General features: G+C 72.7%; 14 protein-coding genes. 9 read left to right on the forward strand and 5 right to left on the reverse strand.

What is annotated here, in order from left to right:
• The first annotated feature begins 48 nt into the window (after positions 1–48).
• Positions 49–4,761: a hypothetical protein gene (locus ABZ818_RS22395; RefSeq protein WP_361417221.1), complete on the forward strand. Its 4,713-nt coding sequence runs from the start codon at positions 49–51 to the stop codon at positions 4,759–4,761.
• A gap of 83 nt (positions 4,762–4,844) precedes the next feature.
• Here the strand turns inward: ABZ818_RS22395 and ABZ818_RS22400 are convergent, their stop codons facing one another.
• Entirely contained in the window at positions 4,845–5,321 is a 477-nt protein-coding gene (locus tag ABZ818_RS22400) for a hypothetical protein (RefSeq protein WP_361417263.1), read from the reverse strand.
• Positions 5,322–5,715: 394 nt separating this feature from the next.
• On the opposite strand from ABZ818_RS22400, the gene ABZ818_RS22405 reads away from it, so the two are divergent.
• Genes ABZ818_RS22405 through ABZ818_RS22425 form a run of 5 tightly spaced genes read left to right on the forward strand, consistent with a single transcriptional unit; the run spans position 5,716 to position 13,683 of the window.
• The gene (locus ABZ818_RS22405; protein WP_361417224.1) at positions 5,716–8,565 is read left to right on the forward strand and encodes a nitrate- and nitrite sensing domain-containing protein; all 2,850 of its coding nucleotides are present in this window, start codon (positions 5,716–5,718) and stop codon (positions 8,563–8,565) included.
• Positions 8,562–9,023, forward strand: coding sequence for a roadblock/LC7 domain-containing protein (locus ABZ818_RS22410; RefSeq protein ID WP_361417227.1), 462 nt, complete (start codon positions 8,562–8,564; stop codon positions 9,021–9,023). Before ABZ818_RS22405 ends, ABZ818_RS22410 begins: the two co-directional genes overlap by 4 nt.
• A gap of 18 nt (positions 9,024–9,041) precedes the next feature.
• A complete protein-coding gene (locus ABZ818_RS22415; protein ID WP_361417230.1) occupies positions 9,042–9,434 on the forward strand; it encodes a DUF742 domain-containing protein in 393 nt (130 codons plus the stop codon).
• 24 nt (positions 9,435–9,458) lie between these two features.
• Positions 9,459–13,097 (forward strand): hydantoinase B/oxoprolinase family protein, encoded by a 3,639-nt coding sequence (locus ABZ818_RS22420; RefSeq protein ID WP_361417233.1) that lies wholly within the window; start codon positions 9,459–9,461, stop codon positions 13,095–13,097.
• Positions 13,078–13,683, forward strand: a complete 606-nt coding sequence (locus ABZ818_RS22425) for an ATP/GTP-binding protein (protein WP_361417236.1) — start codon at positions 13,078–13,080, stop codon at positions 13,681–13,683. Before ABZ818_RS22420 ends, ABZ818_RS22425 begins: the two co-directional genes overlap by 20 nt.
• A gap of 38 nt (positions 13,684–13,721) precedes the next feature.
• Here ABZ818_RS22425 and glpK read toward each other — a convergent pair whose 3' ends face one another.
• Positions 13,722–15,242: a glycerol kinase GlpK gene (gene glpK / locus ABZ818_RS22430; RefSeq protein ID WP_361417239.1), complete on the reverse strand. Its 1,521-nt coding sequence runs from the start codon at positions 15,240–15,242 to the stop codon at positions 13,722–13,724.
• Positions 15,243–15,496: 254 nt separating this feature from the next.
• On the opposite strand from glpK, the gene ABZ818_RS22435 reads away from it, so the two are divergent.
• Positions 15,497–16,033 carry an NUDIX domain-containing protein gene (locus ABZ818_RS22435; protein WP_361417242.1) on the forward strand — a complete coding sequence of 179 codons (537 nt, stop codon included), beginning with the start codon at positions 15,497–15,499 and terminating at the stop codon, positions 16,031–16,033.
• 43 nt (positions 16,034–16,076) lie between these two features.
• On the opposite strand, the gene ABZ818_RS22440 is transcribed toward ABZ818_RS22435, so the two are convergent.
• A complete protein-coding gene (locus tag ABZ818_RS22440; RefSeq protein WP_361417245.1) occupies positions 16,077–18,440 on the reverse strand; it encodes a TIM-barrel domain-containing protein in 2,364 nt (787 codons plus the stop codon).
• A 214-nt stretch (positions 18,441–18,654) separates the two neighbouring features.
• Between ABZ818_RS22440 and ABZ818_RS22445 the strand changes: the two genes are divergently transcribed.
• On the forward strand, positions 18,655–20,622 hold the full coding sequence (locus ABZ818_RS22445) for an acetoacetate--CoA ligase (RefSeq protein ID WP_361417248.1): 1,968 nt from the start codon (positions 18,655–18,657) through the stop codon (positions 20,620–20,622).
• Positions 20,623–20,750: 128 nt separating this feature from the next.
• Positions 20,751–21,641, forward strand: coding sequence for a hypothetical protein (locus ABZ818_RS22450; protein WP_361417251.1), 891 nt, complete (start codon positions 20,751–20,753; stop codon positions 21,639–21,641).
• A 72-nt stretch (positions 21,642–21,713) separates the two neighbouring features.
• Here ABZ818_RS22450 and ptsP read toward each other — a convergent pair whose 3' ends face one another.
• Entirely contained in the window at positions 21,714–23,384 is a 1,671-nt protein-coding gene (gene ptsP / locus ABZ818_RS22455; protein ID WP_361417254.1) for a phosphoenolpyruvate--protein phosphotransferase, read from the reverse strand.
• 92 nt (positions 23,385–23,476) lie between these two features.
• Positions 23,477–23,926, reverse strand: a complete 450-nt coding sequence (locus ABZ818_RS22460) for a PTS glucose transporter subunit IIA (RefSeq protein ID WP_361417257.1) — start codon at positions 23,924–23,926, stop codon at positions 23,477–23,479.
• Positions 23,927–24,394: the final 468 nt, after the last annotated feature.

Raw genomic sequence — 24,394 nt, forward strand, 5'->3', positions numbered from 1 at the left:
AGAACCCCGCCACCCCCTCAACTGCAAGAAGACTGACGAGAGTCCGCCATGTACGAGCTGTCCCGGGTCCGCCTCTACTCCATCGGGCCCGCCGGTGCGCGCTACGCCGACACCGTGCTTGACCTGCGGGGCGTGGGCGAGCCGGTGCCCGACCCCGCGCCCATCCAGGCGGAGTTCTTCGAGGCGGAGCCGGTCGGACCGCCGCGCCGGCCCGCCCCCGCCGGTGTGCTGTTCCTGGAGAACGGCGGCGGCAAGTCCGTGCTGCTCAAGCTGATCTTCTCGGTGATGCTGCCCGGCCACCGCAACACCCTCGGGGGCGCCAGCTCCGGCGTGCTGCGCAAGTTCCTGCTCGCCGACGACTGCGGGCACGTGGCGCTGGAGTGGCAGCACGTGCAGACCGGCGAGTGCGTGGTCGTCGGCAAGGTCAGCGAGTGGCGCGGGCGCCAAGTCTCCAACGACCCACGGAAGTTCGCCGAGGCCTGGTACTCCTTCCGGCCCGGACCCGGACTCACCCTGGACAACCTCCCCGTCGCCGAGGCCACGTCCGTACGGCCGTCCGCCGAGGGCCAGTCGGGCGCTCGGGGCCGCCGCCGCACCATGAAGGGCTTCCGGGACGCGATCACCGAGGCGGCCAAGACCTACCCGTACCTCGAGGTGCACTTCGAGGAGATCCACGAGCGCTGGACCGAGCACCTGGGCGACCTCGGCCTCGACCCCGAACTCTTCCGCTACCAGCGGGAGATGAACGCCGACGAGGGCGAGGCGGCCGGACTGTTCGCGGTGAAGAAGGACTCCGACTTCACCGACCTGCTGCTGCGTGCCGTCACCGACACCCGCGACACCGACGGGCTCGCCGACCTGGTCAGCGGGTTCGGCAACAAGCTGGGCCGGCGCGCCGAGCTGATCGCCGAACGGGACTTCACCGCGGGCTCGGTCGACCTGCTCGGCCGGATCGTCGAGGCCGCCGAGTCCCGCACCCGCGCGCGTGACGTCCACGCCGCGGCCGAGCGGCGCACCCGGACGCTGGCACGGCGGCTGTCCGCCCGGGCGGTACGGGAGCGGGTCCGGGCCGCCGACCTCGCCCAGCGCGTCACGGCCGCCGCCTACGGCGTCACGCACTCCGAGGGCGCCCGCGAGCGCAGCGCGCTGATCGCCGCCGAACTCGCCTACCGGCACGCCTCACTGGCCCTCGCCGCCGCCGAGAAGTCCGCGGCCGCGCAGAAGCGGGAGCTCGCCGACGCGCGCACCCTGTACGCGGCGTGGCAGGCCGCCGAGGCCGTGCTGCGCCACCGCGCCGCCGCCGACCGCGTGGCCCGTGTCTCCGCCGCGATCCAGGAGGCCGAGCGGGACGCGGCCCCGGCCCTGGCCGCGCGCACCAAGGCCGCCACGGATCTCGTACGGGCCCTGCACACGGCCGCCGAGAGCGCCGAGACCGTCGCCAACGAGGAAGAGGAGCGGTCCGCGCGGCTCCAGGAGGTCGGCGAGTCCGCCTACCGGGACCAGACGGCCGCCGCGACCGAGGCGCAGCGCGCCCGCAGCGAGGCCGGGCATCTGCGCCAGCGCCTCGCCGAGGTCGAGCAGGAGACCGCCGAGGCGGTCCGCGCGGGCTGGCTGGACGACAGCGCGCCCGACGCCGATCCGGCCCGTGCGGCCCTGGCCGCCAGCGACGCGGAGAAGACGGCGGTCGCTGCCTGGGACCAGGTCCGCGAAACTGCCCGGAAGGCCACGGAACAAGCGCGCGAGGCCGCCTCGGCCGAATCCCGCGCGGAACTCACCGCGGCCCGCGCGGCCGACGCGGCGACGGCGGCCCAGCGCGCCTACGAGACCGAACGCCGCACGGCCGAGGCGCTGGCGGCCGAGGGGCGGCTCGCGGAACTGCTGAGCCTGCCGGGCGCGACCGGGGCCGCGCGGGCAGGACTGCCGGCGCCCCGGACCGGACCGGACGCCACGGGCGCCACCGCGTCGGGTGCCGAGGCGGCCCACCGCACCGGAGGGGCGCCGTACGGCACCCCGGGGCGGCAGGGTGCCGCGGAGGCGGACCAGGCCGGGGCCGAGGGCACGCTCACCCCCGAGGACCTGGACCGCTTCGCCGACGAGCTGCGCGAACTGCTCGACGGCGCCGTCTCCTCCGCGGAGCGGCACCTGTTCGAACTGCGCACCGCCGCCGCCGACGACTCCCGGATCCTCGGCGCGCTCGGCGACGGCGGGCTGCTGCCGCCCGGCCCGGACGTACTGGCCACGGTGGAGTTCCTCGGCGAGCACGGCATCCCCGCGCTGCCCGGCTGGCGCTACCTCGCCCAGGCCGTCGACCCCGCCGACCACGCGCGCGTACTGGCCGCCCGGCCCGAGCTGGTCGACGGCGTGATCATCACCGACCCGGACACGCACGCGCGTGCCCGCGAGGCCCTCGCGGACGCGGCCCTGCTGCCGCGCTCCACCGTGGCCGTCGGCACCGCGGCCGCCCTGCTCGCCCCCACCCCGGCCGACGGCGCGCCGCAGGGCGACGTGTTCCTGGTCCCGCCGAACCCGGCCATGCACGACGAGCTCGCCGCCGACGAGGAACGGCAGGCGCTGCGCGCACGGGCCACCGAGCGGGACGAGGAGATCCGCACCCTGGCCGCCCGGCTCGGCAAGGACCGGGAGCTGGCGGCGCGGCTCGCCTCCTGGCGCACCGGCTGCCCCGCCGGCCGGCTGCCGGAGCTGGCACAGGCCGCCCAGGAAACGCGTGTGTTCGCCGAGGAGGCCGAGGCCGAGCTGGCCGAGGCGCGCAGCCTGCGGGCGGAGGCCGACGAGGCCGCCGCCGAGGTCGCCCAGGAGCGCGACGAGCGGCAGGAGGCCGCCCAGAAGGCGCGGCGGGCCGCCGACGCCCTCGCCGGACTCGCGTTCCGGCTGCGCGAGCGGGCCGGCTGGCAGGCCCGGCTGCGTGAACTCGCCGACGAGGCGGCCGAGTCCGAGGCCCGCGCCCAGGTCTGCCTGGAACGCGCCCGCGCCGCCGACGAGGACCGGCGCGCCGCTCAGCGCGCCGCCGACGACACCCGCCGCACCGCACGGGCGCTGCGCGCCGAGCGCTCCGAGATCGCCGGGGCCCCCGACGGCGTGCCGGAGAGCGACGGGGAGGCGCCCAAGGCGTCCCTGCCCGCCCTGCGCGAGGCCTACCGCGCCGCCTCCCAGGTCTACGAGAAGGTCGGTGTCGGTGCGGACCTGCGCGCCGAGCAGGCCCGAGCGGAGAGCGACGAGAGCGCCGCCCGCGCCGAACTCGACCGGCTCAGCAACAAGGTCCGTACCCGCGCGGAACAACTCCTGGAGTCCCCCGAGGGCTCCGACGGGCCGTCCCGGCAGGGCGCCGCCGCCCGCGCCGAGGAGCTGGTGCAGCTCCTGGAGACCCGGATGTCCTCCGCGAGTGAACAGCTCGGCCGGCTGCGCGGCGAGGCCGAGCGGCACGCGCCCGAGGACGGCGAGGTACACACCGAACTCCCCGAGGACCTGCTCCCGCGCGACGCCGAGCACGCACAGGCCCTGCTGCGCACGGCCACCGCGGAACTCGCCTCCCGGACCGGGGCGCTGGCCCAGGCCCGCGAGGCGCACGCCGAACTGCTGGAGTCCCACCGCGCCGCCGAGGACGCGGCCGGCGGTTTCGACGAGATCGCCGGCATGCTGCGCGACCAGATGCGCGAGCACACGAGCGACGAGGAGCAGGAGGAACCCGAGCCGTACCCGGGCAGCCCGGAGGACGCCCGGCAGGCGGCCGCCGAGGCCCGCAGGTCACTGCGCGGCTGCGCCGCCGACCTGTCCGCCGCCGAGGCCGCCGTCCGCGAGGCGAGCGACATCCTCGTCCGGCACGCCAACTCCACCCGCTACGAGCAGGTGCGCACCCCCGCCCGGCAGCAGATCCGCGAACTGCCCGCCTCCGCCCTGCCCGAGCACGCCAAGAAATGGGCGGAGGCCTTCGCGCCCCGGCTCCGGGTGCTCACCGACGAGCTGGCCCAACTGGAACGCAACCGGGACTCGATCGTGGACCGGTTGCGCGGACTGGTCGAGTCGGCGCTCGCCACGCTCAGGTCGGCCCAGCGCCTGTCCCGCCTTCCGGAAGGGCTCGGCGAGTGGTCCGGGCAGGAGTTCCTGCGCATCCGCTTCGACGAGCCCGACCAGGCCACGCTCACCGAGCGGCTCGGCGAGGTCATCGACGAGGCGACCCGCGCCGCCGTGAAGAAGAACTCGGACCTGCGGCGCGACGGCATGTCCCTGTTGCTGCGCGGAGTCGGCGCGGCGCTCCAGCCCAAGGGCGTCGCCGTGGAGATCCTCAAGCCGGACGCCGTCCTGCGCGCCGAGCGGGTCCCCGTCGGGCAGATGGGCGACGTGTTCTCCGGCGGCCAGCTGCTCACCGCGGCCATCGCCCTGTACTGCACGATGGCCGCCCTGAGGTCGAACGACCGCGGCCGCGACAAGCACCGCCACGCGGGCACGCTCTTCCTGGACAACCCGATCGGCCGCGCCAACGCCACCTATCTGCTGGAGCTCCAGCGGGCTGTCTCGGACGCCCTCGGTGTGCAACTCCTCTACACCACCGGCCTGTTCGACACGACGGCGCTCGCCGAGTTCCCCCTGGTGATCCGGCTGCGCAACGACGCCGACCTCAGGGCCGGGCTGAAGTACATCAGTGTGGAGGAGCATCTGAGGCCGGGGCTGCCGCAGCAGACTCCCGCGGGCGAGGCGGTGCACAGCGAGATCACGGCGACCCGGATGTTCAAGCGCCCGGCGTGACGGCCCGGCCGGGCCGGGGCACTCGACCGGCTCGACCGAGCCCGGCCACACGACCGGCCGCCGTCCGCCGGCGGCCGGTACCCCTACGGATGCGACAACTGGCTCGAGCCGCCCGGGCCGTGTATCCGCTTCCCTGCCCGCTCGGCCCGCCGCGCCTGACGCCGCTCGCGCCGCAGAGCCCGCGCGGTGCTGCTCGGCACCGACACCACGCCGTTGCGCTGGTTCCACACCTGGCGGGTCACCCACACGTCGAGCGCCGCCCAGGTGGCCACCACCGTGCTGGCCACGCTGCTCAGAAGCATCGGGAACGCCAACCACGCCCCGGACACGCTGAACAGGAACGCCACCACGGCCTGTATCAGCGTCACGGAGACGATCAGCACCGCCCGCACGGCGGCCGAACGCACCGGATCCGGCAGCCTGCGCCGCCGCGCGGGCTCCTCGACCCACAACGGCTTGTAGGACGGCTGCCCGCCCCGCCCGCCCGTGTGCACCGAAGACCCGTACGCCCCCGGCCGCTCCGCTGTCCCCATCACTGCGTCCCTCCCCACCGCCGGCAGACCGCTCGCCCCGGTGCCCGAAGAACCGGCTCCCCAGTGGCTGCCCGGCTTGCGCTGTTTTACGCGGCCCGGACGCGCACTGCGCCTCCTGTGGCCGATTCCGCCCCCATCTCCCATGGACAAGGACGAACGAGACGTCACGAAGATTCCCGGCCGACGAAAAAAATCGGTCAACCGACCAGGCTGGGCGCCCCGTTCCCGTACCCCCGCCACCACGGCCTTCCAGACCGGCATCTCCCGCAATGCCCCGACAACTCACCCGCACCCGGCACTCATACGGAAGTACTGGTTCCGGACAGCTCTTCGAGTTGACTGCATGTCGGTAGTAGGCTCGCGCCGTTTGTTGACGCACATGTGTACCCCCGGGCCTCTGGGGGACGAGCTGGGGGAGGCCATGCGCTTTCGCGGGAAGTCCATCCGCCGGAAGATCGTGGCGCTGCTGCTCGTGCCGCTGCTCTCGCTCACCGCGATCTGGGCCTTCGCCACGCTGATCACCGGGCGGCAGGTGACGCAGCTGTTCAACGCGTCCTCCGTGGTGGAGGAGGTCGCCTACCCCACCGAGGACACCGTCCGGGTCCTGCAACAGGAACGCCGCCAGACCCTCGTCCATCTCGCCGACCCCCGCGCCTCCGACGGCCTCGCCGCACTGCGGCGCAGCAGGAGCGCCACCGACGAGGCGATCGCCAGGATCCGCAGGACCGCGAAGAACCCCGACGTCCGCGAAGCGCTCGGCCCGTCCGGTGCCGGACGCCTGAGCGTCGCGATGGACGCCTTCGACGGCATCGACTCGCTGCGCCGCAGTGTCGAGGACCGCACCGTCGGGCGCGCCGAGGCACTCGACCTCTACAACCAGCTCATCGACCCCTGCTACGCCCTGCTCGCCAACCTCCACGTCGTCGACGACGTCGACCTGGCCCGGCAGTACCGCGCCCTGGTCGGCCTTGCCCAGGCCCGCGAACTCCTCTCCCGCGAGGACGCGTTGCTCGGCTCCTCGCTGATTGTCGGCCGCCTGTCCCGCGACGAGACCCGCGGCATCTCCGACCTGGTCGCCCAGCGCTCCCTGCTGTACGGCGTCGACCTGCCCCTGCTGCCCTCCTCCGAACGCGGCCGCTACGACCGCTTCTGGCAGAACGCCTCCTCCGCGCCGCTGCGGACCGCCGAACAGGCCGCCGTCTCCAGCACGTCCGGCACACCGCGGGGGGTGAGCGTGCAGAGCTGGGACACCGCCGCCGGGGACGTCCTCGACGAGCTGGGCACCCTCAACGACGAGGCGAACGACCGCTTCCAGGACCGTGTCCGCCCGGTCGCGATGGACGTCATCCTGGAGGCCGCCGTCGCGGGCGTCCTCGGCCTGATCGCCGTGCTGGTCTCGCTCGTCCTGTCCGTGCGCGTCGGCCGCGGCCTCATCCGCGACCTCAGGCAACTGCGCCTGGAGGCCCACGAGGCCTCCGGTGTCCGGCTGCCCAGCGTGATGCGCCGGCTGTCGGCCGGCGAACAGGTCGACGTCGAGACCGAGGTCCCGCGCCTGGAGTACGACAGGAACGAGATCGGCGAGGTCGGCCAGGCCTTGAACACCTTGCAGCGGGCCGCCGTCGAGGCCGCCGTCAAACAGGCCGAACTCCGCGCCGGAGTCTCCGAGGTCTTCGTCAACCTCGCCCGTCGCAGCCAGGTCCTGCTGCACAAGCAGCTCACCCTCCTCGACGCGATGGAACGCCGCACCGAGGACACCGACGAACTCGCCGACCTGTTCCGGCTGGACCACCTCACCACCCGTATGCGCCGGCACGCGGAAGGCCTGGTGATCCTGTCCGGTGCCGCCCCGTCCCGGCAGTGGCGCAAGCCCGTCCAGCTGATGGACATCGTGCGCGCCGCCGTCGCCGAGGTCGAGGACTACGAACGCATCGAGGTCCGGCGGCTGCCGCGCACCGCGGTCACTGGCCCCGCCGTCGCCGACCTCACCCATCTCGTGGCCGAACTCCTGGAGAACGCCACGGTGTTCTCGCCGCCGCACACCGCGGTCCAGGTCGTCGGCGAACGCGTCGCCAACGGCTTCACCCTGGAGATCCACGACCGGGGCCTCGGCATGGCCGCCGAGACGCTGCTGGACGCCAACCTCCGGCTCGCCGAGACACCCGAGTTCGAGCTCTCCGACACCGATCGGCTCGGGTTGTTCGTGGTCAGCCGACTCGCCCAGCGGCAGCACGTCCGGGTCTCTCTCCAGCCGTCCCCGTACGGCGGCACCACCGCGATCGTCTTCATCCCCGACGCGCTGCTGACGGACGACGTCCCGGACACCAACGGCATCGGCTTCCGCCTCGACCGGCCCACCGGGAAGGCCGACCGGGAGGGAGGCCGCAGGGCCGCTCTCGCCCAGGCACCCGTGCAACTGCCCGGACTGCCCGCCTCGGTCCTGGACGGGCCGGTGGAGCTGGAGGCACCCGTCGACCTGGACGCCCTCGAGAACTTCCCGGACGTCCTCGACGAGGAGGCCGGCGAGCACGGCGGACTGTTCGGTCCGCGACCCTCCCCGGCACGGCAGACGGCGCACGAGGCGCTGCCACGCAGCCTCGCCGAGCACCGGCAGAGCACGAGCCGGCGTGGCACGCCGCAGGAGACCGGCGAGGAGGAGAACCCGGGGCGCGCGGTCCCGCTGCCCCGGCGCCGGACACCCAAGCTGGTCAGCTCCCACGGACGCCCGGTCACCGAGCAGAGGTCCCGCCGTGAGACGGTCGGCGCCGAGGACCCGGCGGGTCCCGGCCGCCCGGAGCGCGAACCGGCGGCCCCGCTGCCGACCCGTCGTCGCGGCGAGTCCCCGCCCGGACCGGCCACGGCAGCGGCCGACGGCCGCAGGGAACGCGACAGCACCGAGGAGTCCCCGGCCACGAGCCAGGGAACGCGGCAGGCTCCGGCCCTTCCGCGGCGCACCGTCCGACCCGCGCCCGCCGGCGGCAGGCCGGACGGCGAGGAACGAGACCGGGCCGAAGCACCCGGCGGCCCGGGACCCGACGCGGGTCCGCTGCCCCGGCGCACACGGCAGGCCAGTCTCGCCCCGCAACTGAAGCGGAGCCCCGGCCGGCCCGAAGGGACCGGCCCCGACGCCGTCGAACGCGACGCCGACGAGGTACGCAGCCGGATGGCCTCGCTCCAGCGCGGCTGGCAGCGCGGCCGCGAGGAGAACGCCGCGGGGGACCATGCCCCGGACGGCAGCACAGCACAAGGAACGACAAAGGGGGACGGTCGATGACCGCACCGAAGGCGACCGGCCACACCACGACGGACAAGACGGGCAAGACAGACGAAATCAACAGAGTGAACAAGGTGGAGCTGAACTGGCTCCTCGACGAACTCGTGGACAGGGTCGCGAGCATCCGCAAGGCCATCGTCCTGTCCCGGGACGGACTGGCCACCGGCGTGTCCAAGGACCTGACCCGGGAGGACAGCGAGCACCTGGCCGCCGTGGCCTCCGGCTTCCACAGCCTCGCCAAGGGCGTGGGCCGGCACTTCGACGCGGGCGGCGTCCGCCAGACGGTCGTCGAGCTCGACGACGCCTTCCTGTTCGTCACAGCGGCCGGCGACGGCAGCTGCCTCGCCGTCCTGTCGGACGCCGACTCCGACGTCGGCCAGGTGGCCTACGAGATGACACTGCTGGTCAAGCGGGTCGGTGCGCATCTGGGTGCCGCTCCGCGCACCGATGTGCCCTGAGGCGGGTAGTGGGATGACATGAGCGGAGACGGTCAGGCACGAAGCCACTGGTTCGACGACGAGGCCGGACCGGTGGTCCGTCCGTACGCCATGACACGGGGCCGCACCAGCCATGCGGCCCAGCACCGCCTCGACCTGATCGCGGTGGTCGTCACGGAGCCCCATGTGGAGGACCCGGAGGCGGACGTCACGCTGTCCCCGGAACACGTGGACATCGTCGGGCTGTGCCGCTCTCCGCAGTCGGTCGCCGAACTCGCCGCGGAGCTCGATCTGCCCATCGGCGTGGTGCGCGTGCTCGTCGGCGACCTCGTGGACGAGGAGTACGTCCACGTGACGCGTCCGGTGCCGCCGGCGGAACTGCCGGACGAGAGCATCCTGCGGGACGTGATCAACGGCCTGCGGGCGCTGTGAGGGGTGGGAAAGCAGGGTGGTGACATGACGGGCTGGCAGTTCTGGGTCGACCGGGGCGGCACGTTCACCGACATCGTCGCGCGCCGCCCGGACGGACGTCTGGTCACGCACAAGCTGCTGTCCGACAACCCCGCGCGGTACGCCGACGCGGCCGTCGCGGGCATCCGCGCCCTCCTGGACGGCTCCGCCCGTTCCATCGAGTCGGTCCGCATGGGCACCACCGTGGCCACCAACGCCCTGCTGGAGCGCACGGGCGAGCGGACCGTCCTCGTCGTCACCCGCGGCTTCCGGGACGCCCTGCGCATCGCCTACCAGAACCGCCCGCATATCTTCGCCCGCCGTATCGAGCTGCCCGGGCTGCTGTACGAGCGGGTCGTCGAGGTCGACGAGCGCATCGCGGCCGACGGCACCGTCCTGCGCGCCCCCGACCTGGACGCGCTCGCCGGACCCCTGCGGCAGGCGTACGACGACGGGATCCGCGCCGTCGCCGTGGTCTGCCTGCACAGCCATCTGCACCCCGCGCACGAGAGGGCCGTCGGCGAGCTGGCCGCCCGCGTCGGCTTCCCGCAGATCTCGCTGTCCAGCGAGGTCAGCCCCCTGATGAAGCTCGTCCCGCGCGGCGACACCGCCGTCGTCGACGCCTACCTGTCGCCCGGGCTGCGCCGCTACGTCCAGCACGTCTCCGATGAACTGGACGGCGTGCGGCTGATGTTCATGCAGTCCAACGGCGGGCTCGCCGAGGCCGGGCAGTTCCGCGGCAAGGACGCCGTCCTGTCCGGCCCCGCGGGCGGCATCGTCGGCATGGCCCGCATGTCCCGGCTCGCCGGCTTCGACCGGGTCATCGGCTTCGACATGGGCGGCACCTCCACCGACGTCTCCCACTACGCGGGCGCGTACGAACGCGTCCTCACCACGCAGATCGCCGGCGTCCGGCTGCGCGCCCCCATGCTCGACATCCACACCGTGGCCGCCGGCGGCGGCTCGGTCCTGCACTTCGACGGCACCCGCTACCGGGTCGGACCGGACTCGGCGGGCGCCGACCCGGGACCCGCCTGCTACCGGGGCGGAGGCCCGCTCGCCGTCACCGACGCCAACGTCATGCTCGGCCGCATCCAGCCCGCCCACTTCCCCGAGGTGTTCGGCCCCGGCGGCGACCAGCCCCTCGACGAGGCACTCGTCCGCGAACGCTTCACCGGCCTCGCCCGCGAGATCCGTGAGCGGACGGGCGACGACCGCACCCCCGAGCAGGTGGCCGAGGGCTACCTGCAGATCGCCGTCGCCAACATCGCCAACGCCGTCAAGCGGATCTCCGTGCAGAAGGGCCACGACGTCACCCGCTACGCCCTCACCACCTTCGGCGGTGCGGGTGGACAGCACGCCTGCATGGTCGCCGACTCGCTCGGCATCCGTACCGTGCTCGTCCCGCCCATGGCGGGCGTTCTGTCCGCGCTCGGCATCGGCCTCGCCGACACCACGGCCATGCGCGAGCAGTCCGTCGAAGCACCCCTGGAGCCCGCCGCCATGCCGGGCGTGCTGAAGACCGCCGACGATCTGGAGGGCGCGGCCCGCGCGGAACTGCGCGCCGAGGACGTCCCCGAGGAGCGTGTCCGCGTCACCCGCCGCGCGCAGCTCCGCTACGACGGCACGGACACGACCCTCACCGTCGAGCTGACCGAGCCCGCCGCCATGCGGCGTGCCTTCGAAGAACGTCATCGCGCCACGTACTCCTTCACGCTCGACCGCCCGATCGTCGTCGAAGCCCTCTCCGTGGAAGCCACCGGCATCACCGAACCCCCCGATCTGTCCGCCCTCTCCCCGTACGAGCCCGCCCGGGCCGGCCGCTCCGCCGCTCCGGAGACCGTCCGCCTCCACACCGGCGGCGCCTGGCGCGACGTACCCCTCCACCGCCGTGAGGACCTGCCCCCCGGCGAGGCCGTCACCGGCCCCGCGATCGTCACCGAGGCCAGTGCGACGACCGTCGTCGACGACGGCTGGCGGGCCGTGGCGCGGGACGACGGGCATCTGCTCCTGGAACGCGTGGCGGTCACGCAGAGTTCCGATCTCGGTACGGAAGCCGACCCGGTCCTGCTGGAGGTGTTCAACAACCTCTTCATGTCGATCGCCGAGCAGATGGGCGCCCGGCTGGAGTCCACGGCCCAGTCGGTCAACATCAAGGAGCGCCTCGACTTCTCCTGCGCCCTGTTCGACCCGGACGGAAACCTGGTGGCCAACGCCCCGCACATCCCCGTGCACCTGGGCTCGATGGGCACCAGCGTCAAGGAGGTCATCCGGCGCCGCGGCCCCCGGACGCGGCCGGGCGACACCTACGCGGTCAACGACCCGTACCACGGCGGCACGCACTTGCCGGACGTCACCGTCGTCACCCCGGTGTTCGACACCGCCGGCACACACGGTGACCGCATCCTCTTCTACGTCGCCTCGCGCGGCCACCACGCCGAGATCGGCGGGATCGCGCCGGGCTCCATGCCGGCCGGCAGCCGCACCATCGAGGAGGAGGGCGTCCTCTTCGACAACTGGCTGCTCGCCGAGAACGGCCGCCTGCGCGAGGAGGAGACCCGCCGCCTGCTGACCGGCGCGCCCTACCCCTCCCGCAACCCGGAGACCAACCTCGCCGACCTGCGCGCCCAGATCGCCGCCAACCAGAAGGGCGTCGACGAGGTCGCCCGCATGATCGAGGACTTCGGCCTCGATGTCGTCCAGGCCTATATGCGGCACGTCCAGGACAACGCGGAGGAGGCCGTCCGCCGGGTCATCGACGCCCTGGACGACGGGGAGTACGCGTACGAGACCGACTCGGGCGCCGTCATCCGCGTACGCGTGCGCGTGGACCGCGAACACCGGTCGGCGACGATCGACTTCACCGGCACCTCCGCGCAGCTCGCGACCAACTTCAACGCCCCGTTCTCCGTGGTCAACGCGGTCGTCCTCTATGTCTTCCGCACGCTGGTCGCCGACGACATCCCGCTCAACGACGGCTGCCTGCGCCCCCTGGAGATCATCGTGCCGCCCGGCTCCATGCTCTCGCCGCGGCCCCCGGCCGCCGTCGTCGCGGGCAACGTCGAGACCTCCCAGGCGATCACCGGCGCCCTCTACGCGGCGCTCGGCGTCCAGGCGGAAGGCTCCGGCACGATGAACAACATCACCTTCGGCAACGAGCGCCACCAGTACTACGAGACCGTCGCCTCCGGCTCGGGCGCGGGCGACGGATTCCCCGGCGCCTGCGTCGTCCAGACGCACATGACCAACTCCCGGCTCACCGACCCCGAAGTCCTCGAATGGCGGCTGCCCGTACGGCTGGAGGAGTTCACGGTCCGGCACGGCAGCGGCGGCGCCGGACGGTGGCCGGGCGGGGACGGCGCGGTGCGCCGCATCCGCTTCCTGGAGGCCATGACCGTCTCCACACTCTGCCAGCACCGCAGGGTGCGCCCCTACGGCATGGCGGGCGGCGAGCCCGGCGCACTGGGCGCCAACCGGGTGGAACACGCGGACGGCACGGTCACCGAACTCGGCGGAAGCGACTCCGCGGACGTCGCCCCCGGCGACGTACTGGTCGTCGAAACCCCCGGCGGCGGAGGATACGGCCCGCCGTCGCCCGACCCACATCGAGCAGGAGAAGAGATCGATGATCTTCGGCCGTTCTGAGCGCGGCAAGCCCCCGGTCGAGCCCGTCACGCTCAAGATCCTGGTGGCCGGCGGCTTCGGCGTGGGCAAGACGACCCTCGTCGGCGCGGTCAGTGAGATCAGGCCGCTGCGCACCGAGGAGCTGCTGACCGAGGCCGGGCGGCCGGTCGACGACGTCAGCGGCGTGGAGGGCAAGCACACCACCACGGTGGCCATGGACTTCGGCCGTATCACGCTGCGCGAGGACTTGGTGCTGTACCTGTTCGGGACGCCGGGGCAGGAGCGGTTCTGGTTCATGTGGGACGAGCTGTCCGAGGGCGCGCTCGGCGCGGTCGTGCTGGCCGACACCCGCCGCCTCGAGGACTGCTTCGCCGCCGTGGACTACTTCGAGCGGCGCTCCATCCCCTTCCTCGTCGCCGTCAACTGCTTCGAGGCCGCCGCCCGCTATCCCGTGGACACCGTCCGCCAGGCCCTCGACCTCGACGACCACGTCCCGCTGCTGCTGTGCGACGCCCGCGAACGCGAGTCGGTGAAGGAGGTCCTCATCGAGGTCGTCCAGCACGCGATGGCCCACGCCGCGGACCGCCGCCGGGCCGCCGCCATCTGACGCCGCGTACGAGGGCCCAGGGGACTCCTGGTTCTCGCCTAGTTCTCGCCGTCCTCCAGCCAGCCGAAGCTCTTCTCCACGGCCTTGCGCCAGTTGCGGTACTCGCGGTCACGGACCGAGGCGTCCATGGACGGGGTCCACTCGGCGTCCTTCTGCCAGTGCGACTTGAGCTCTTCGAGGTCGTTCCACACGCCCGTGGCCAGTCCGGCCGCGTACGCGGCGCCCAGGCAGGTCGTCTCGGAGATCCTGGGACGGATCACCGGCACGTCGAGCACGTCCGCCTGGTGCTGCATGAGCAGGTTGTTCTTGGTCATGCCGCCATCGACCTTCAGGGTCGTCAGCCGGACCCCGGAGTCCTGGTACATGGCGTCCACGACCTCGCGCGTCTGCCAGCTGGTCGCCTCCAGCACCGCCCGCGCCAGGTGCGCCTTGGTGACGTACCGGGTCAGGCCGGTGATCACCCCGCGCGCGTCGGAGCGCCAGTACGGCGCGAACAGGCCGGAGAAGGCGGGCACGATGTACGCGCCGCCGTTGTTCTCCGCGCTCGCCGCCAGCGGCTCGATCTCGTCCGCGGTGCGGATGATGCCGAGCTGGTCGCGGAACCATTGCACCAGCGCGCCCGTGATGGCGATGGCGCCCTCCAGGCAGTACACGGGGGCCTCGTCGCCGATCTTGTAGCCCATGGTGGTGAGCAGGCCGCTCTTGGACGGCACGGGCCGGTTGCCCGTGTTCAGCAGCAGGAAGCTGCCGGTGCCGTACGTGTTCTTGGCGTCGCCCACGTCATAGCAGGCCTGCCCGAACACGGCCGCCTGCTGGTCGCCGAGGGCGGAGGCCACGGGAACCCCGGCGAGCTGGCCGACGGCGGTCCCGTACACCTCGGAGGAGGATCTGATCTCGGGCAGCATCGCCTCGGGGACGTTCATGGCGGACAGGATCGACTGGTCCCACTGGAGGCTCTGCAGGTTCATCAGCATGGTGCGGCCGGCGTTGGTGACGTCGGTGACGTGCCGGCCGCCGTCGACTCCGCCGGTGAGGTTCCAGATCAGCCACGTGTCGATCGTGCCGAAGGCGATCTCACCGCGCTCGGCGCGATCGCGCAGGCCTGGCACGTTGTCCAGCAGCCAGACCGCCTTGGGGCCGGAGAAGTAGCTGGCGAGCGGCAGGCCGGTCTGCTCGCGGAAACGATCCTGCCCTTCGGAGCCGCCCAGCTCGTTGCAGAGCGCCGCGGTCCGCGTGTCCTGCCAGACGATCGCGTTGTGCACGGGCTTGCCGGTGGCCCGGTCCCACAGGACGGTCGTCTCGCGCTGGTTGGTGATGCCGAGGGCGCTGAGCTGGTCGGCACGCAGCCCCGCCTTGGCGAGGGCGCCCGCGACCACCGCCTGCACCTTCGACCAGATCTCGGTGGCGTCGTGCTCCACCCAGCCCGGCTTGGGGAAGATCTGGCGGTGCTCGCGCTGGTCGACGGCGACGATGGCGCCACTGTGGTCGAAGACGATGCAGCGGCTCGAGGTGGTGCCCTGGTCGATGGCGGCCACGAACCTCTCGGCGTTGTCCGTCATGGCTATCCCTTGGGGAGTGGAGAAACGGCTGAGGGCCGGGACCATTCATCCCCTGCGCCCTCACTGGTAACAGTTTGTCCCACGTTGACGAAAACAGCCCGGGATGGGCGGCGAAGGCGCCGACGCCCGAGACGACCGGGTCCGGGGAGTGGGGGAAGTGTTCACCCGCCCACAGGGAGCGTCAAGGACACCGGCGGCAACGGTGACAACCACCGACGGAGGACGTCCGCCCGCTGATCGGATACAGTCCGCGCGTGCCCGAAACCCCGCACCCGACCGCCAACTCCGTACCGCACTCCCACTGTTCGAGCTGCGGAGCGCCTTACGGCGAGGGCGTCACCGGCTGGCCCCGCACCTGCCCGGCCTGCGGCACCGCGGCCTACCGCAACCCGCTGCCGGTCGCGGTGGCCCTCCAACCCGTGTACGACACCCGGGGCACCGCCCTGGTCGTCATCACCCGCACCATCGCCCCCGCGCGCGGGGGCACGGCTCTGCCGGGCGGCTACATCGACGACCACGAGGACTGGCGCCAGGCCGTCGTCCGCGAGCTCCAGGAGGAGACCGGGATCGAGGCGGCCGCACGCGATGTGCGGCTCGCCGACGCGATGAGCTCGCCCGATGGACATCTGCTGCTCTTCGGACTGCTTCCGGAGCGCCCCGCCGAGGGCCTGCCGCAGTTCACCCCCACCGACGAGACGGAGGATCGCCACCTGCTGCGCAGGCCCGCTGAGCTCGCCTTCCCGCTGCACACCCGGGCCGTCCGGGCCTGGTTCGACGGCCGCTACCTCTGAAAGGCCGCAGACGCTCCAACGGCTGCTCGGTGCCCGCCCGAACTCAGGACGCGCCGAGCCCCCGTATGCGCACCGGGTGGGGCGGCTCGCCGGCACCCTCCCGCTCGCGCTCGACGACCACCTCCCCGCCCTGCCAACGGGTCGCGTAGCGTTCGATCTCCGGCTCCTCCCAGCCGTCGCCCGCGTCCGGCACCACCAGCCCGCCGCCCGTACGCCCCGGGGCGGGCGCCCACGCCTCCAGCTCCAGGCCGCCGCCCTCACCCCGCACGGGAATGACGGCGCCCGCGCGCGCGAACACCGGAATCCGCGCGAGCGGGGCGTCGACCAGCACCTGCCCCGGCCCCTCGTACGCCCGTCCCGTCGCCGTGTCGTACCAGCGGCCCCGCGGCAGCCGCACCGCCCGCCGGTCCGTACCGGAGTCGAGGACGGGCGCCACCAGAAGGCCGTCGCCGAGCAGGAAGGCGTCCTCGCAGTCCCGCAGAGCGCGGTCCTCCGGCGCGCCCCACCACAGCGGCCGCACACAGGGCGCCCCGGTGCGCCGCGCCAGGTGCGCAAGCGTCACGAAGTACGGCAGCAGACGCCGGCGCTCGACGAGCGCCACGCGCGCGTGCTCCAGGACCTCCGGAGCGAAATCCCACGGCTCCCCGCGCTCCGCCCGCGGGCTCGCGAGCGTGCGGAACAGCGGCAGAAAGGACCCCAGTTGGAGCCGGCGCAGATACAGCTCGGGGGAGGGGAGGCCATCGGACCCGCCCACGTCCGGGCCGGAGTACGGCACTCCGCACAGACCCACTCCCAGCACCAGTGACAGCGACGCCCGCAGTCCCGGCCAGCCGGTGGCCACGTTGCCCGGCCAGATGCCGCCGTAGCGCTGCATCCCGGCCCAGCCCGAGCGCGAGAAGAGGAACGGCCGCTCCTCGGGCACCAGGTCTCGCAGCCCCTCGTACGCCGCCTCGGCCATGCACAGGGCGTACACGTTGTGTGCCTGGCGATGGTCGCCGCCCCGGCCCTCCAGGGCGTGCCGGGCAGACCTGGGCAGGGTCGTCTCGCCGAAGGCGGCGAAGGAGGTCGGCTCGTTCATGTCGTGCCGGAAACCGGCGAAGCCCTGCCCCAGCCGCTCCCGGTACAAGCCGCCCCACCACTGCCGCACGCGCGCGTGCGTGAAGTCCGGGAAAACCGCTTCTCCGGGCCGGGCGACGCCCCGCACCACCCGGCCCGAGGCGTCCCGCACGAAGGCGTCCGCGGCCGTTCCGCCGTCGTACACGGCGTTCCCCGGCGCGGCCCTCACGGCAGGTTCGACGACGGACACCATCCGGATCCCGTCGCGCCGCAACTCCTCGGCCAGCACCGGCAGCTTGGGGAAGCGGTCCTCGTCGACGGTGAACACCTGGTGCGCGTCGTGGTGGTCGGTGTCCAGGTGCACGGCGTCCAGCGGCAGTTCGTGCTCGTGGTAGCTCGCGACGATCCGCCGCACCTCCTGTTCGCCGCCGGAGCCCCACCGTGCGTGATGGTGCCCCAGGGCCCATGCGGGCGGGACCGCGGCCGGTCCGGTGAGCGAGGACCAGACGTGCGCCACGCGCGCGGGGGTGCCGGCGACCACCCAGCAGCGCAGCGGACCGCCGGCCATCCTGAACTCGCTCGCCCCGGCCCGGTCGTGGCCCGAGCCGGCGCCCTCCGCCCCCTCCCGGAGCGTGACCGTGCCGTCCCAGGAGTTGTCGTGGAACACCAGGTGCGTGCCCGCGTCGGCCACGACCAGCTGGACCGGCATGGTGACGTGGAGCGGGTCGTCACCGGGACCGAACGCATGGCCCGGATCGGTGTTCCACAGGCGATAGGTGCCGTCGCGCAACCGGGGACCACCGGCCCGGCCGCCGAGACCGAAGAACCGCGCGTCGGCCGCCACCTCCGACCGCTGCGACCACCGTGCGGGGCCCCCGTCGACCGGCTCCCACCACCGGGGCGGCAGATCACGGCGCAGCGGCACGCCCCCGGGCGTGCGGACCTCGATCGCGCCGAGCCGCGAGACACCGACGGTGACCCGCTCGGCCACGACCCGCCAGCCACCGTCCTTGTCCGGCTCCAGCACCGCACGCGGGTCCGGCTCGGGGCACGGGCGGGCGAGCGCGTACGACGGCTCGGGCCCGGCGCCGTCCCAGCCCCAGAAGACGGCCCCGTTCCCGGCGACGGCGATACGGAGCTCCGAGCGGGCGAAGCGGACGACACCGCCCCCGGGCCCGGGCGCCACGTCCCGCACCGCACCGGGCACCCGCGCGCGTTCGGCCCCCCGCGACGGCAGGCCGCCGGCGTCCGCACGCCGCCGGCGCCACGCGGCGCGTACGGTGCGCAGCCCCTGGGCCACCCCCGCCGAACCGACCGCCTTCATCGAACGCACCAGGTCACGACCGTCCATGCTGCTCACCCTGCCATCGACGGCCATTGGCGCGTGTGGCGTTCAACTGCCGTTCATCCGTGCCGCGACCACATCTTCACGACGCGGACTATGTGCGGTGCACCCTGGTGCAGAAGTCGATCACATGGCATCGTCCGTGTCAGCCGCGTCACGCGCACACCCCAGCACGTGCGCGGACCGACGCACACGACGCGCACAGTCCGGGAGCCGCCCCATGTCGACCGCGAACCCCCTGCCGCTCTGGCGGCCCGATCCGCAGCGGATCGCCCAGGCACAGATCACGAAGTTCCAGTCCTGGGCGGCCGAGCACCACGGCGCCCCGGCCCTGGGCGGTTACCCGGCCCTGCACCGCTGGTCCGTCGACGAGCTGGAAACCTTCTGGAAAGCCGTGACGCAGTGGTTCGACGTACGGTTCACCAGCCCCTACGCGCGCGTGCTGGGCGACCGGTCGATGCCCGGCGCCGAATGGTTCCCCGGCGCCACCCTGAACTACGCCGAACACGCCCTGCGCGCGGCCGCCACGCGCGCGAACGAGCCCGCCCTCCTCCACGTCGACGAGACGCACGAACCGCGCCCGGTGACCTGGTCCGAGCTGCGCCGCCAGGTGGGCTCCCTGGCCGCCGAGCTGCGCGCCCTCGGCGTACGCCCGGGGGACAGGATCAGCGGCTATCTGCCGAACATCCCCCAGGCCGTCGTCGCCCTCCTCGCCACGGCCGCCGTCGGCGCCGTCTGGACGTCCTGCGCCCCCGACTTCGGCGCCCGCAGCGTCCTCGACCGCTTCCAGCAGGTGGAACCGGTCGTCCTGTTCACCGTCGACGGCTACCGCTACGGCGGCAAGGAGCACGACCGCCGCGACGTCGTCGCCGAACTGCGCCGCGAACTGCCCACCCTGCGCGCGGTCGTCCACATCCCGCTCCTGGGCACCGAAGCCCCCGAGGGCGCCCTGGAGTGGTCCTACCTGACCTCCGCCGACGTCGACCCCGTCTTCGAACCGGTGCCCTTCGACCACCCCCTGTGGGTGCTGTACTCCTCGGGCACCACCGGCCTGCCCAAGGCGATCGTGCAGTCCCAGGGCGGCATCCTCGTCGAGCACCTCAAGCAGCTCGGCCTGCACTGCGACCTCGGCCCAGGGGACCGCTTCTTCTGGTACACGTCGACCGGCTGGATGATGTGGAACTTCCTCGTCTCCGGGCTGCTGACCGGCACGACGGTCATCCTGTACGACGGCAGCCCCGGCTACCCCGACACCGGCGCCCAGTGGCGTATCGCCGAACGCACCGGAGCCACCCTGTTCGGCACCTCCGCCGCCTACGTGATGGCCTGCCGCAAGGCGGGAGTGCACCCCTCGCGCGACTTCGACCTGCCGAAGGTGCGGTGCGTCGCGACGACCGGATCGCCGCTGCCGCCCGACGGATTCCGCTGGCTGCACGACGAGGTCCGCGAGGACCTGTGGATCGCCTCCGTCAGCGGCGGCACCGACGTGTGCTCCTGCTTCGCGGGAGCGGTACCGACCCTCCCGGTCCACATCGGCGAGCTCCAGGCCCCGTGCCTGGGCACCGACCTCCAGTCCTGGGACCCGAACGGCGCACCGCTGATCGACGAGGTCGGCGAACTCGTCGTCACCAACCCCATGCCGTCCATGCCGATCCACTTCTGGAACGACCCCGACGGCAGCCGCTACCACGACAGCTACTTCGCCATGTACCCCGGCGTGTGGCGGCACGGCGACTGGATCACGCTCACCTCCCGCGACTCGGTGATCATCCACGGCCGCTCCGACTCCACGCTCAACCGCCAGGGCGTGCGGATGGGCTCCGCCGACATCTACGAAGCCGTCGAACGCCTCCCCGAGATCAAGGAATCCCTCGTCATCGGCGTCGAACAGCCCGACGGCGGCTACTGGATGCCCCTCTTCGTGCAGCTGGCACCCGGAGCCGCGCTCGACGACGCGCTGCTCGGCCGCATCAAGCGGACCATCCGCGAACAGCTCTCCCCACGCCACGTCCCCGACGAGGTCATCGAGGTGCCGGGCATCCCGCACACCCTCACAGGCAAGCGCATCGAGGTCCCGGTCAAGCGCCTTCTCCAGGGCACGCCGCTGGACAAGGCGGTCAACCCCGGCTCGGTCGACGACCTCGACCTGCTGCGCTTCTACGAGGAGCTGGCCCGCAAGCGCGCCTGAGCGCCGCGTCCCCCCACCGCCCCACGGTGGGGGGACCCGCAGGCTCCGTGAACGCCTGCCCGCCCCCGTTGTCAGTGGCTCCGGTTACGGTGAGTGAGCATTGATCGACTGCGCTCACAGGGGGAAACATGGCGCACACCGACCATCTGACCATGCGGCGCGTCCTGCGCCGGGAGATCGCCGGCACCATCGGCCTGCTCACCGACGAACAGGACTTCCGCGCCATGCGGCGCTACCGCAGCTTCACGTTCGACGACCACACCACCTATCTCCACCAGGTCGAGAAACTCCTCCAACTCGTGGCCGCTCAGGGCGGCCACACCACGGTGGCCCTCTTCGACCCGGAGGAGTACGCCGAATACTGCGCCGCGAGCGGCCTCGACCCCGACATCCCGTCCAGCCGCGCCCGCTTCACCGCCGAACTCGCGAGCACGGGCCCCACCCTTCCCTACGACGGCCGGCCCCTGGCCGAGCTCGTCCCCGACCTCGTCGACGAGGCCGTCCGCCAGGCCACCTGGGAGTACGCCTCCACCCTGCTGGCCCGGCTCGGCCCCTGTGCCTCCTGCGGCGAGAACATCGGCCGTGCCGCCTTCGCACGGGCCGCGGACCTCGTCGTCCGCATCCTCGACACGGCCCCGCCCGGCAACCGGCACCTGGTGTGCAGCGTCACCGGCACACCTGAAACCCTTGTCGCCGTCCTCCACGCCGACGACGAAGGCGACGCCACACAGCTCGACGAGGCCGAAGCCCTGGAGTTCACCACGGTCCTTGCCCTCGGCATCGCCACCGACGGCCCCGGCGGACTCGTCATGCGTACCACCGCCCCCGGCACCGCCGACCGCGTCTACGGCTGGCGACTGCGCGCCGGCGGCCTCGAACCCCTCACCGCCGGCGAGGTCTTCGACGCCTACTGCACCGACATCGAATCCGGTGACCTGATCTCCCCGGAATCCGGCGTCGACTACGGCGAGCCGCCCGACCTCGGAGCGGAAGAAGGACCCGCCCCACAGCACGGCTGAAACACCCGAGGGGCGCCCCACCCGACAGGTGGAGCGCCCCTCGAAGACCAGCCGGCGAACGGCGGGCCACGGTCACTCGCCGGACAGCACCGCCTGCGCCGCGGTGCGCGCCTCGTCCGCGCTGTCCGCGGCACGCGCCGCCGCGGCCGCACGCTCGCACTGCGCCAGCGTGTACTTCGCCAGCGTCGCCCGTACATAGGGAAGCGACGCCGCACCCATGGAAAGGGAGGTGACACCCAGACCGGTCAGCACACACGCGAGCATCGGGTCGGACGCGGCCTCACCGCAGACCCCGCAGCTCTTGCCCTCGGCCCGCGCCGCCTCGGCGGCGATCGCGACCAGGTCGAGCAGCGCGGGCTGCCACGGGTCCTGCAACCGCGACACCGCGCCCACCTGACGGTCGGCGGCGAAGGTGTACTGCGCCAGGTCATTGGTCCCCAGCGACAGGAACTCCACCTCCTGAAGCACCGAGCGCGCCCGCAGCGCGGCCGACGGGATCTCGACCATCGCACCGAACTTCGCCCGCAGCCCCGCGGCACGGCACGCGTCCGCGAACGCCTTGGCGTCCGTCCGGTCCGCGACCATCGGGGCCATCACCTCGAGGTAGACCGGCAGGCCCTCGGCAGCCTTTGCGAGCGCCGACAACTGGGTGCGCAGCACCTCGGGGTGCTCGAGCAGCGTCCGCAGCCCCCGCACACCGAGAGCCGGGTTCGGCTCGTCGGCCGGCGTCAGGAAGTCCAGCGGCTTGTCCGCGCCCGCATCCAGCACACGCACCACGACCCGGCCCTCGGGGAAGGCCTCCAGCACCTGCTGGTAGGTCTCGACCTGCTTCTCCTCGGACGGCGCGCTCTTGCTGTCGTCCAGGAACAGGAACTCGGTCCGGAACAGACCGACACCCTCGGCACCGGCCGCGAGCGCCGCCGCCACATCCGCGGGACCGCCGATGTTCGCGAGCAACGGCACCTTGTGGCCGTCCGAAGTGGCACCGGGACCGGTCGCGGAGGCCAGCGCCGCCTTGCGCTCGGCGGCCGAGGCCTCCAGCTGCGCCTTCTTCTCCTCACCGGGGTTCACGAAGATCTCGCCGGTGCTGCCGTCGACGGCGATCACCGTGCCCTCGGCCAGCTCGACGGCGCCGGGCAGCGCCACGACGGCCGGCACACCGAGCGCCCGCGCCAGAATCGCGCTGTGACTCGTCGGCCCGCCCTCCTCGGTGACGAAGCCCAGGACCAGGGTCGGGTCCAACAGCGCCGTGTCCGCCGGCGCCAAGTCACGGGCGACCAGCACATACGGCTCGTCGCTGTCCGGCACACCCGGCATCGGCACACCGAGCAGACGGGCGACGATACGATTCCGCACGTCGTCCAGGTCGGCCACCCGGCCCGCGAGGTACTCACCGGCACCGGCGAGCAGGTCCCGGTAGGCGGCGAACGCGTCGTACACCGCGCGCTCGGCCGTGCTGCCGACGGCGATACGCCGATCCACATCCGCGATCAGCTCGGGGTCCTGCGCCATCAAGGCCTGCGCCTCGAGCACCGCCTGCGCCTCGCCGCCGGCCAGATTGCCGCGCGCCATCAGATCGGCTGCCACGGCCTCCACCGCCTGACGGGCGCGCCCCTGTTCACGCTCCGCCTCTTCCGCGGGGATCTGCCTGGCAGGCGGCTCCAGCACCGCCGTCCCCATGTGCCGAACCTCGCCAATCGCCACACCGTGGCTCACACCGACGCCTCGCAGCGTTGTCTCCATCTCACCCGTCTCCGATAGTGCGGCGGGTCCCACCGCCGCGGTGGTTGTCGTGCGCCGTCCCCGGGAAGGCCGCCCCTGGGAAGGCAGTGGTGTCACTCCCAGGTGAAGAGACGGTCGCCGGCCTTCACTTCTCCGTTGTCGCGGAGATCGGAGAGGCTGTCGGCGGTGGCCTCCAAGGCCACGACCGGGCACACGGGGGACTTGCCCGCGGCTTCGACGGCGGCGGGGTTCCAGCGCACCACCGCCTGGCCGCGCACCACCGTGTCGCCCTTCTTCACCAGCAGCTCGAAGCCCTCGCCGTTGAGCTGCACGGTGTCGATGCCGAGGTGGGTGAGCACCCCGCGCCCCTCCTCGTCGACGACGACGAAGGCGTGCGGGTGCAGCGAGACGATGACTCCGTCCACGGGGGCCACGGCGTCGGCGGGCTCGCGTACCGGGTCGAGCGCCGTGCCGGGGCCGACCATGGCCCCGGAGAAGACCGGATCCGGCACGGCGGCCAGTCCGATGGCGCGTCCTGCGACGGGGGACGTCACGGTGGTCATGGGAAGCCTCCCAGGGGTGGAGATTCATGTGCGCCGTCACTGCCTCGCCGGAGACGGCGCAGTGCGGCAGCAGGCTATGTCACGGTAAGGACCGGTTACGGGCGAGAGCTTACACAGCTCACGTTGGTGGTCTAGACCACCAAACGAAATGATTTGCACCCACTCCGCGGATCCATGTACAGTCGTACCCCTGCTCGGGGCTGAGTGACGCCACCAGGCGTCCTTGCCGGGCAGCACTCATACTTGTCAGATCCTATCCCGGGATCACCTTCTGCATGCCCGCAGGACGGTGGTCAGGGAGACCGGAAAAGCCTGATAGAGTTTGGATCACCGAAGGGAAGCGCCCGGAGGAAAGCCCGAGAGGGTGAGTACGAAGGAAGCGTCCGTTCCTTGAGAACTCAACAGCGTGCCAAAAGTCAACGCCAGATATGTTGATACCCCGTCTCCAGCAATCTGCTGGGGCGAGGT

This window comes from Streptomyces sp. NPDC047453 (assembly GCF_040643155.1).
GTDB lineage: Bacteria > Actinomycetota > Actinomycetes > Streptomycetales > Streptomycetaceae > Streptomyces.